Source organism: Vibrio sp. 11-4(1) (assembly GCF_013048625.1).
In the GTDB taxonomy this organism is placed as follows: domain Bacteria; phylum Pseudomonadota; class Gammaproteobacteria; order Enterobacterales; family Vibrionaceae; genus Vibrio; species Vibrio diabolicus.
Genome location: NZ_VHSY01000004.1, coordinates 431,511 through 443,769 on the forward strand (window position 1 = coordinate 431,511; position 12,259 = coordinate 443,769).

Annotated in this window: 6 protein-coding genes; 5 read left to right on the top strand and 1 reads right to left on the bottom strand. The window is 48.4% G+C overall.

What is annotated here, in order from left to right:
- Positions 1-4,269, bottom strand: a complete 4,269-nt coding sequence (gene fdhF, locus FKN16_RS10855) for a formate dehydrogenase subunit alpha (protein ID WP_170902675.1) — start codon at positions 4,267-4,269, stop codon at positions 1-3.
- 244 nt (positions 4,270-4,513) lie between these two features.
- Between fdhF and FKN16_RS10860 the strand changes: the two genes are divergently transcribed.
- The 5 genes from FKN16_RS10860 to FKN16_RS10880 all read left to right on the top strand — a co-directional run bounded on the left by FKN16_RS10860 (position 4,514) and on the right by FKN16_RS10880 (position 12,189).
- A complete protein-coding gene (locus tag FKN16_RS10860) occupies positions 4,514-4,933 on the top strand; it encodes a hypothetical protein (protein WP_005391253.1) in 420 nt (139 codons plus the stop codon).
- 218 nt (positions 4,934-5,151) lie between these two features.
- The gene (locus FKN16_RS10865; protein ID WP_170902676.1) at positions 5,152-6,573 is read left to right on the top strand and encodes a TolC family protein; all 1,422 of its coding nucleotides are present in this window, start codon (positions 5,152-5,154) and stop codon (positions 6,571-6,573) included.
- 102 nt (positions 6,574-6,675) lie between these two features.
- On the top strand, positions 6,676-8,391 hold the full coding sequence (locus FKN16_RS10870; protein WP_170902677.1) for an efflux RND transporter periplasmic adaptor subunit: 1,716 nt from the start codon (positions 6,676-6,678) through the stop codon (positions 8,389-8,391).
- A gap of 2 nt (positions 8,392-8,393) precedes the next feature.
- On the top strand, positions 8,394-11,534 hold the full coding sequence (locus FKN16_RS10875) for an efflux RND transporter permease subunit (protein ID WP_006742108.1): 3,141 nt from the start codon (positions 8,394-8,396) through the stop codon (positions 11,532-11,534).
- A gap of 64 nt (positions 11,535-11,598) precedes the next feature.
- Positions 11,599-12,189 (top strand): cupredoxin family protein, encoded by a 591-nt coding sequence (locus FKN16_RS10880; RefSeq protein WP_170902678.1) that lies wholly within the window; start codon positions 11,599-11,601, stop codon positions 12,187-12,189.
- Positions 12,190-12,259 lie beyond the last annotated feature (70 nt).

The window sequence follows — 12,259 nt, forward strand, 5'->3', positions numbered from 1 at the left end:
TCAGACGTGGTGTACCGCCTCCTCGACAGGCTCTGGTTGAGCGGCCGTTTCACTGATTTCAATCTTAACCGCTGCGACTTTGAATTCAGGAATTTTCGCATGCGGGTCCGTTGCCGTAGTCGTCAAGCGGTTGACTGGCGACTCAACGAAATGGAACGGAATAAACACGACGCCTTTTTGCATTCGCTTGGTCACAAACGCATCAATTTCGATGCTGCCACGACGAGTCGACACTTTTAGGCGCTGACCATTGTGGATACCAATTGCTTCGGCATCTTCAACACTGATCATCGCTCTTGGCCCAGCAAGGTTATCCAACCCTTTCGTTTTGCGCGTCATCGTACCGGTGTGGAATTGTTCTAGCACACGCCCTGTTGTAAGCACCAAAGGATACTCTTCGTCAGGCAACTCAGCTGCATAACGGAACGGCACGCCCACCATTTGCCCTTTCCCTCGGGTAAATTGGGTTTGGTGCATGATACGAGTACCGTTTGGATTGTTCTTGTTACTTGGCCATTGAACACCGTTCGGCGTGATCGCGTCCCAACGCAACCCTGCATATTGCGGCGTTACACGCGCGATCTCGCTAGTGATTTCAGAAACGCACTGGTAATGCCAATCGCTGCCCATCGCGTTTGCGATCGCTTGAATGATCCACCAATCTTCTTTCGCCTCACCCGGCGCTTTCACTGCCGCATTAACGCGCTGCACGCGTCGCTCAGTATTGGTGAAGTGACCGGATTTTTCCGCAAATGAACAAGAAGGCAATACCACATCGGCGTACTGCGCCGTCTCGGTGAGGAAGATGTCTTGCACGACCAAAAAGTCGAGTGCTTCCAACCCTTCAATCACGTGTGCTTGGTTTGGATCGCTCAGTACTGGGTTTTCGCCCATGATGTACATCCCGCGAACTTCTCGTTTGCACGCCGCATCGATGATTTCCGTTAGGGTAAGCCCTTGCTCAGAAGGTAAGTTCGGCGCATCCCACTCAATCGCGAATTTCTGACGAACAATCGGGTTATACACTTTTTGGTATCCCGGATAACAATTCGGCAATGCGCCCATATCACACGCACCTTGTACGTTTGATTGACCACGCAGTGGGTTAATACCACCACCCTCAATACCGATGTTGCCACACAACAATTGCAGGTTTGCAATCGAACGAACGTTGTCGTGCCCTGTTGTATGCTGGGTAATACCCATTGAGTAATACACCGCCGTGCGTTTTGCCGTACCAATCATTCGCGCCATCGCGAAAATATCGTCCGCTTTTACGCCCGTCACTAACTCAACGTTGTCGAGGTTGTACGCTGGCGACATCACCTCTTGAAGCAAGGTATCAAAGCCGTCGACGCGCTCTTCGATGTATTCTTGATCGTACCAACCATTTTTGATGATTTGCTGCATCACGCCGTTGAGCAACATAACATCCGTGCCCGGACGATGCGCTAAGTACAGCTCTGCATGTTCAGCCATGTCCACTCGTTTCGGGTCTGCCACAATCAAGCGCGCCCCGTGATGACGAATCGCCTGTTTGATGTGCGAAGCGATGATCGGGTGCGCAGATGTGGTGTCAGAACCGATAATAAAGATCACATCGGAATGCTTAATGCTCGGAATGTCGTTGGTCATCGCACCACTCCCCAACGATGCTTCAAGCCCTGTCACACTTGATGCGTGACACAAACGTGCACAGTGATCAACGTTGTTCGTACCCAGTTCACGACGGATGAATTTTTGAAACGCGTAGTTATCTTCGTTAGTAGTTTTCGCTGAAGAGAATCCGGCCATTGCATTGCTACCAAAATCTTGCTTGATGGTCGAAAGCTTCGAAGCCACTAGCTGAATCGCTTCGTCCCAACTTGCTGGCTGCAACCAACCATCTTTACGAATCAGTGGTGTCGTTAAACGCTCTTCGCTGCTAATGAAATCAAAACCAAAACGGCCTTTCACGCACAGCATACCTTGGTTAACCGGCGAATTCGCCCCTTTTACACAGCGGATTTTGTTTTGTTGCTCATCGACAAACATGGTCAACTTACAACCCACACCACAATAGGTACAAATGGTATCGACGGCTTTTAAATGTTCGGTTCTGCCTTGAGAGCGGTCACGGCTGTCCACCATCGCGCCCGTTGGACATGCCTGAACACACGCCCCACATTGCACGCATTTTGAATCACCCATGAGCGTCAAACCGCTGCAACTTGCGCCTTTTTCATCAGAACGGAATCGTGGACGATCATCTGGTCGTAAAGCTGGTCGGCCATTTTTATCCGACACAAAACTCAACACACCATGTACCGCTTGCTCACGGCATGCTTGAATACACTGACCACAACTAATGCAGCGGTTAGCATCAAATTCAATGAACTCTGAACTGTGGTCTACTTCGTATTTGTGACGAAGATCTTTCGCACGTAAATCGAGCCAATCTTGATGACCAATCACGTTAGCAGAGGAAACGTCCATGGAAACATCGAAATGTTGCTCGGCATGATATTCCGTTGAGTAATCTCGCAAGGCACAGTCAGTATTCGCCTGGCAACCACACTCTAAGCAGCGCGCCGCTTCTTTCATGGCCTCTTCGTTATCAAAGCCCAGCTCCACTTCAGCAAAACTCTGCTCACGCTGCGCTGGGGTCAACTCTGGCATGATTGAACGAGCAACTTTTTGGATATTTTCGAAATGAAGTGGGTCAACCTGCGCCAGTTTTTTCTCTTTACGAGAGTTGAACGCAGGTTTCGGCATGTCCGCCATATCGCCATTGAGGAACAGATCAATCGCTTTTGCCGCAACTCGCCCATCGCCCACCGCTTCAACCGCTGTTGCAGGACCACGACGAAAATCACCGATACTGAAGATATTGCCCGTACCCGTGTGCATGGTTTGAGCATCGGATTCAGATGTGTTCCAACGCGTTAGAGGAATGGAGAGCTCATCGTTTTCTAAGAAGCTGAGATCCGGCTTTTGCGATACCGCTGCAATCACGGTATCAAATGCTTCAGTAAAGAACTCACCCGTTGGTTTCGGACTACGACGACCAGACGCATCTGGCTCACCTAACGCCATTCGTTCTAATCGAATTGCCTTCACGCGGCCGTTTTCATCCGCGATGTTTTCCGCCGGATTCGTTAAGAAATGGAACTTCACGCCCTCATGTTCAGCTTCGACGATTTCGTAGTCTTCGGCCGGCATTTCGTCGCGAGTTCGACGATAGATCAAAGTGGTATCGGCACCCGCACGACGCGCCGTACGCGCACAGTCGATCGCAGTGTTACCACCACCAATCACGGCAACTTTTTTGCCCGTAACGTAGTTTTGCTCTGTCACGTAATCTTTCAGGTAATCAACACCGAGGTAGCAACCGCCCAACTCGCTACCAGGATAATTCATTTCTACCGCTTGAGACGCCCCCACTGCCAAACAGACAGCATCGTAGTCTTCACTCAATTGCGACAACGTGAAATCAACACCAAGCTTTTTGTTGGTTTCAACTTGCATACCGTTGCGGCACATCAGTTCGATTTCTTTGTCTAGAATGTCTTTGGGTAGGCGATATTCAGGAATGCCGTAGCGTAGCCAACCGCCTGCTTTTGGCATGGACTCAAATACGGTGACGTCATAACCTTCATTCGACAAGTAATAACCTGCCGTTAAACCACCGGGGCCACTACCAACAACGGCGATCTTGCGATGCTTCGCTGGTTTTTTCTCTGGGACATACGCTTCATGCGCCGCTAGATCTGCGTCTGCGGCATGGCGTTTGAGTTGGCGAATGGCAATCGGCTCATCCACCAAAGAACGGCGACACTCACTTTCGCAGAATGCCGGACACACACGCCCAATCGACAACGGCATTGGCAGTGTGCGTTTAATAACTTCAATCGCTTTTTGATGATCGTTTTGCGAGATATGGTAGAGATAAGATTGGATGTCTACTCCAGCAGGACACGCCGTTTTACAAGGAGCTTCACAGTCGGCGTAGTGGTCCGTCATGATTCGGTTGAGCGCTTTTCTGCGGTGCTCACTCAGTTGTTCTGATTGTGTGACGACATTGAGACCGCGGTACACTTTGAGATCACAGGCGCGCTTAGTTCCGCCACTTTCCACTTCGACAACACACAAATCACACGGAATTTTCTCGTTACTTTTGTTCATTCCGCACAGTGAAGGGATTTCGACCCCACACACTTTGGCTGCTTCCAGAAGGGTTAGCCCCTCTTCTACAATTCTATATTTTCCATCGATGACAATTTCTATCATACAACCCCCGAAGCAGGCACACTAAACCTTACATACTATAAGGATAAACCCTACCATGGAAAGTTCGTGTGACAAAAAACTCACTAGCGAGATATTTCTTAGCGATTAATATGTCCAATTGGCTTTAAGATGTAGAACTCATTATCTCGAAGTGGGGTCGGTATAATCCTTGACTTTACCCCTAGGGTAACCTTTATTATTTAGTGGTTACTCGATATATAAGCTCATTTTGACTGGAAACCGTATGCGTCTGAAATCATTGCATACAATTTGGCTAACGTTATGTACAACGCTGATACTGCTGGTATCTAGCGTGGTAAATAGTGCGCCTTTAATGAGCCTAAAAATGATGTCGAGTGATGCCATGATGTCTGCTCACATGACGGAAATGGCAAGCGAGAACGATCACTGCGGCTCCCCGAGTATGAGCATGGAGATGGCCTCATCGTTGAGCTCCGACTCTGCAGAGATTACCATGAGCTGTGTTGATGGCTCCGGTATGATCCACAATTGCTGTACAGCATCTTGCTCATTCGTTTTTGTCCCATTACCAGTCACTGACAGCCAGCTCTCCCCATTGGCTTGTCGCGCATCCATTGCCTCAGAAATTACCGCACCAGTGGTACAAGTCACCCATGATTTGTATCGGCCTCCGATAGTTTAATCCATACAAAGCATTCGACCCTGCATCGCTTTGCAGGCAGTTTCTTTGCGCCCAACTGATAGCGTGCTCACCTCAGCTATTCGCTCGTAACTCCATTTGTTACCTGCTATTTAGCGATAAAAAAGTGCGTCATCCGTTTGGCAAATACCAACGCTCTCCCGCTCGGTTCAATCGATCCCGAAACGCAAAAGAGCTTGGTATCAATTTGGATGTAAATTATGGAATTCAACCCAAATCGCTTAGTGGCACCAGTATGCTCACTGGCTCTGGTTGCCCTACCTGCTTTCAATGTGGTGGCACAATCGCCAGCCAATACGAAAGCACAACAAGAAGCGCAAGCTCAATCAATCCAAGCTCAGTCAACCAATGAGCTAGCAAACCTCATTAGCGTTGCGTTGAGTAACGATGGCAACCGTAAGCAGTTCTATGCTCAATCGGAAGCAATGCGTGAAACAGGCGTAGCCAGCGCAACCTTGATGGACCCGAAATTGAAAGTCGGTTTTGGTGGTTTGCCTGTCGATAGCTTCAAATTTGACGAGGATCCGATGACCAATATCTCCGTCGGTTTGATGCAACAGTTCGAACGTGGCTCGACGCTCAATCTTCAACAAAAGAAAGCCAATCAACAAGCCGATGGTTTGTCGTTGCAAGTTCACGCACGGGAGCTTGAAGTGGCAAACAGCATGACTCAGCTTTGGTTGGAGCTGGGCTATCAGCAGAAAGCAGAGCAAATTTTGCTAGAAAACCGTCGGCTCATGACGGAAATGGAAAACTTCATTCAAACCAATTACTCAATCGGCAAAAGCGAAGCGCAAGATTTACTGAATGCACAGCTTCAAGTGAGTAAGTTGGATGAAAAGCTGCAAGCCAACGCACAAATGCAGCGCCGTTTGGTCTCGCAACTCTCAGAATGGTTGGGCTCGGACTGGCTCAATACCTATACCCAAAACGGACGCTCAACACTTCAAGCCAGCAACACACTGACTTGGGCGTCATTAAACCAAAAGTTGTCTGCAAATAACGAAACGACCAAGCACTACCAACAGTTGAGTGAGCACCCGATGGTGAAAATGGCAGACGTAAGTATTTCTGCCAATGAAACTCAAGTGGACATTGCAGAGCAAGCTTACACGCCTCAATTCGGTGTGGAAGTGATGTACGCCTATCGTCAAGCCAACAATATGAAAGGCGAACCTGCATCGGATTTGGTGAGCGCGTATCTAACAATGGACATTCCCCTGTTCACTGGCAATCGCCAAGACCGCAACTTAGCCGCCGCTCAGTATCAAGTGGGTGCTGCTCGCTCACAAAAAGATACGTTACTGACTCAGATGAACGCGAAGGTCAACACATTGCTGGTTGATCGCGCCAACTTGAGTCAGCGTTTAGAGCGTTATCAATCCACCTTACTTCCCCAAGTTCAAGCTCGTATTCACGCGGTAGAAAGGGGTTATCAAAACAACACCGCACAGTTTAACGACGTGATCATGGCAAGCACAGACGAGCTGGCGCTAAAGCTCGAACAGCAACGTCTTATTACCGATTTAAACATCATAAACAGCAACTTAGCGGCTTTATTGGGTGGTTTCGAATATCAAGTATCCGCACCCAACATCACGACTGAAGCAAGCGCGAACTAAAACAAAAACATGAGAGAACCCAAGTTTGGGGACGATGGCGAATTCACACCAATAAACAATCAACATCGCTGTCATGCCTCATGGGGAAAATAGGAATTAGGAATGAGTTCAAATTCAATCAAGATAGCAACCATCGCTCTGCTTGTTGGCGGGGCACTAGGGTTTGGCGTTAATCAGTACCTATCTGGTGCAAACCACGACATGAGCGGCACAGGCGGTAGCGCTGCGAGCAGCTCAAACGAGCCACTCTATTGGGTTGCGCCGATGGATCCAAATTATAAGCGCGACAAACCGGGCAAATCGCCAATGGGCATGGACTTGATCCCAGTGTACGCTGAAGATCTCGCAGGTGAACAAGACAAACCCGGCACGGTAAAAATTGACCCATCAGTTGAAAACAACTTAGGTGTAAAAACCGCTCAAGTCTCTTTAGAGCAACTTTCACCTCGGATTGAAACTGTCGGCTATATCGCGTTTGACGAAAGTCATTTGTGGCAAACCAACGTTCGCGTGGCTGGCTGGGTTGAAAAGCTTTACATCAATGCCGTGGGTGAAAAGGTCAACAAAGGCGATGTGCTGTTCACGCTGTATTCGCCTGAGCTAGTCAAAGCACAAGAAGAGCTACTGAACGCCTACCGAACTGGGCGTAATGGTCTGGTGAAAGGCGCGACAGAACGTTTAGTGACACTGGGTGTTGATCGTTCTCAAATCAGAGCCATCACTCAACGCGGGAAAGCATCGCAAACTATTGAAATTAAAGCTCCGGAAGATGGCGTCATCGCGAGTTTGAACGTTCGTGAAGGTGGTTACCTATCCCCTGCTCAAGCGGTGATCAGCGCGGGCCCACTTGAAAATGTATGGGTGGATGCCGAAGTATTTGAGCGCCAAGCTCACTGGATGAAAGCAGGAAGTAGCGCCACTATGACGCTTGATGCTATTCCAGGCAATGAATGGAAAGGGGTTGTCGACTACGTATACCCTATTCTGGATCCTAAAACTCGTACCTTGCGTGTACGCCTCAAGTTCCCTAACCCGAATGGCGATCTTAAACCTAATATGTTTGCCAACATTGCCCTTCAACCAGTCACTGATAACGCAGTTATGACGATTCCTAAGTCTTCCGTTATTCGATCCGGCGGTATGACCCGAGTCGTGTTGTCTGAAGGCGATGGTAAATACCGCTCAACGCGCATCAAAGTTGGGCGTGAAGCCGACGACAAAATCGAGGTGCTGCAAGGTCTGTCTCAAGATGATCGCATCGTAACCTCTGCGCACTTTATGTTGGATTCGGAATCGAGCCAAACGGCTGATCTATCCCGTATTTCATCACCTACTGAAGCCAAAGTAGAAACAGTTTGGGCTAAGGGTGAAATCACCGATGTGATGAAAGATCACCGTATGTTGACCATTAATCATCAGCCCGTAGCAGAGTGGAATTGGCCGGGTATGGTCATGAACTTTACCCTCGCAGATGACGTTGATGTGGGCACTCTGCAAAAAGGCCAAGCTATCGAGTTTGAAATTCAGAAAACAGAGTCCGGTCAATATGAAGTCGTTGACTACAAAGCCGATGACAGCGTTGTCGTGACTGACGTATGGATTACCGGAGATATCAGCATGTTGATGGCGGATTTTGGGATGATAACTCTCAACCACCTCCCAGTTGCAGAATGGAACTGGGAGGCAGGAGAGATGAACTTCTCTGTAGGTAATGAAGTGGATCTATCCGGATTCAAAGAAGGTCAGAAAGTCCGATTTCTAGTTGAAAAACAAGGAGCTGACTACGTATTGAAGCAACTTGAAGCGGTTGAGGGCTAACTATGATTGGAGCAATAATCCGCTGGTCGATCAAAAACCGTTTCATGGTTTTGATCGCAACCTTAGCGCTTGTTTTAACCGGACTTTACAGTGTAAAGAATACACCTGTAGACGCCATTCCGGATCTTTCTGATGTTCAAGTGATCATCAAAACAAGCTACCCAGGCCAAGCACCTCAAGTAGTTGAAGATCAAGTCACTTATCCGCTAACCACCGCGATGCTCGCCGTACCGGGTGCAGAAACCGTTCGTGGTTATTCATTCTTTGGTGACTCATATGTTTATATCATTTTTAACGATGATACCGACATGTATTGGGCACGTTCGCGTGTTTTAGAGTACCTAAGCCAAGTAGCACCTAAATTACCACCGAGTGCAAAACCGACATTAGGACCAGATGCGACGGGTGTGGGCTGGGTCTACAGCTATGTACTGCAAGATAAAACTGGCAACCATGATCTTGCTGATCTACGCAGTATGCAAGACTGGTTCTTGAAATATGAGCTGCAAACCGTCGATGGCGTCTCTGAAGTCGCAACCGTTGGCGGTATGGTGAAGCAATATCAAGTTCAGATTGACCCAGCTAAGCTACGTGCTTACAACCTGACACTGCAACAAGTGAACATGGCGATCCAAAACGGCAATCAGGAAACGGGCGCCTCTGTTGTTGAAGTAGCAGAAGCGGAACATATGGTTCGCACTACAGGTTACCTAACGAGTATTGAGGATATTGAATCACTCCCTCTCAAAGTGACAGAGAAAGGTACACCGCTCTTATTGGGCGACATAGCTGACATCAACTTAGGTCCGCAAATGCGTCGCGGCATCTCTGAGCTTAACGGCGAAGGTGAAGCGGTTGGTGGCGTTATTGTCATGCGATTCGGCGAAAACGCGAGTGAAGTCATCAGCAAAGTTAAAGACAAACTGGAAGATTTACAGCGCAGCTTACCGGATGGTGTAGAAATCGTGCCTACTTACGATCGCTCCACGCTGATTAACGCTGCCGTAGAAAACTTGTGGAAAAAATTGGCGGAAGAATTCATCGTCGTGGCGATTGTTTGTGCCCTCTTCCTATTTCACATCCGTTCGTCTTTGGTGATCGCGCTGAGCTTGCCCGTCGGTATTTTATCCGCGTTTATCGTCATGCATTCTCAAGGCATTAATGCCAACATCATGTCGCTCGGGGGGATTGCCATCGCCATCGGTGCTATGGTGGATGGTGCCATCGTAATGATAGAAAACGTTCACAAGCATATTGAACGAACGCCTCTCACGGATAAGAACCGCTGGCAAGTGATTGGCAAAGCCGCTGAAGAAGTGGGCGCGCCCCTGTTCTTCTCACTGCTTATCATCACGTTAAGCTTTGTGCCAGTGTTTGCACTGGAAGGTCAAGAAGGCAAGATGTTCTCCCCTCTCGCCTTTACTAAGACTTATGCCATGGCGGCAGCGGCAGGTTTGGCAATTACCCTCGTACCTGTGCTCATGGGTTATTTCATCCGTGGCAACGTATTACCAGAGCATAAGAATCCAGTAAATAGAGGCTTAATTGCGCTGTATCGCCCGTTGCTGAATACCAGCCTCAAGTACCCTAAGAGTATGATCGTTATCGCTTTAGGCCTAATGGCGTCAGCTTACTATCCAACCAGTCAACTGGGTAGCGAGTTCATCCCACCATTGGATGAAGGCGACTTGATGTACATGCCGACTACGTATCCGGGAATCTCGATTGGTAAAGCACGTGAACTAGTTCAGCAAACTAACAAACTGATCAAAACCGTACCGGAAGTCAAAACGGTTTGGGGCAAGATTGGCCGTGCAGAAACGGCTACCGACCCTGCGCCACTCACTATGATTGAAACTGTTATTCAGCTAAAACCTCACGATCAATGGCGTGAAGGCGTGACGACAGAGTCGTTACGCAAAGAGTTCGATGAACTGATTCAGTTCCCGGGACTCACCAACGCTTGGGTAATGCCGATCAAAACGCGTATCGACATGCTGGCGACCGGTATTAAAACGCCGATTGGGATCAAGATTGCAGGCCCAGACCTGAAAGAGATCGAAAAAATTGGTGCTCAGCTGGAACCTATTCTTAATAGCGTTCACGGCACCTCATCTGTATATGCGGAGCGTGTCGCGGGTGGCCGTTACGTAACGATTGATATCAAACGCCGCGCAGCTGCGAGATATGGATTGAGCATCAAAGACGTTCAGCAAGTTATCTCAACCGCTGTTGGGGGTATGAATGTTGGAGAAACCATTGAAGGCTTGGAACGCTACCCGATTAACGTCCGCTATCCGCAAGATTACCGTGACTCTGTGGTTAAACTGCAAAACCTACCACTGGTAACCCCCAACGGCGCACGCATCGCACTCGCAGACGTGGCAGATATTCGTTATGAGGATGGCCCACCGATGATCAAAACCGAAAACGCGCGTCCAAACGGTTGGGTTTTCGTGGATATCGAAGGTCGTGACCTAGGCTCATACGTCGTGGAAGCACAACAAGTAGTAGCAGATCAACTTGAATTACCTGCGGGTTATTCGCTGGCTTGGTCAGGTCAGTACGAATACATGGAACGCGCCAAAGACCGCTTAAGTGTCGTAGTACCAATCACTATTGCGATCATCATGATGCTACTTTACTTCAGCTTTCGCCGTGTAGGTGAGGTGCTGATCATCATGCTGACGCTGCCTTTAGCAATGGTTGGTGGCTTATGGCTGATGCATTATCTGAACTACAACTTCTCTATTGCCGTGGGGGTTGGGTTTATCGCCCTCGCCGGCGTTGCGGTGGAGATAGGCGTCATCATGCTGGTGTATCTCAACCAAGCGTGGCACCACCGAAAACTGGATGCAGAAGAGAAACAACGACCGCTTCAAGCACGGGATCTTACAGACGCAATTCGCGAAGGCGCTGGCTTGCGTGTGCGGCCTGTCATGATGACCGTATTAACGGTAATCATTGGTCTTATTCCAATCATGTACGGCGAGGGGACAGGCTCTGAAGTGATGCAACGCATCGCTGCACCGATGATTGGTGGCATGGCCTCTGCCCTGCTGTTAACGCTGCTTGTGTTACCTGCCATCTTCAAGCTGTGGAAACAGCGTGAAGTGAAATCAACTCAACACCAAGATAAATAACAACGAGCGCCATTATTCAGAAGAATAATGGCGCGATATCTAATTGATAGTAAAGGAAATCAACATGAAAAAGACTCTTATCACTCTTGCTCTAACCATGGTATCGAGTGGCGTATTTGCTCAAATGGATAACTCAAACATGAACCACGAAAATATGGAGCATGGTCAAATGGATCACGGTTCCATGAACATGGATAAAATGCCGATGGATCATGGAAAAATGGACCACGGTAAAATGGATCATTCTGGTATGAGCGGCATGCCAGGCATGTCAGGCATGTCAGCGGTTGGTATGCCTGCAAATGGCGCAAAACCAGACAAAGTCGTTCATGTACTCTTAACGGATGATATGAAAATTACATTCAAAAAAGACGTGACAATTGAACCGGATGATGTGGTTCAATTTGTGGTAATGAATACTGGAAAAATCAATCACGAATTTACCATTGGCTCAGCAGAAGAACAGCTTAAACACCGTGAAATGATGAAAACCATGTCTGGCAATCACATGCATGACTCCGGCAATGCGGTCACAGTTGAACCAGGCAAAGCGAAACAACTCCTGTGGCACTTCCATGGCGATAAAAATGTAGAGTTCGCGTGTAATATCCCCGGTCATGCAGAAGCCGGCATGGTCAAAAAAGTGGAACTGTAGTGAAACCGGATTAACGCATTAACACGGTTCATAGACGTTAAATGTAAATACAAAAGGAGCTGATTCAGCT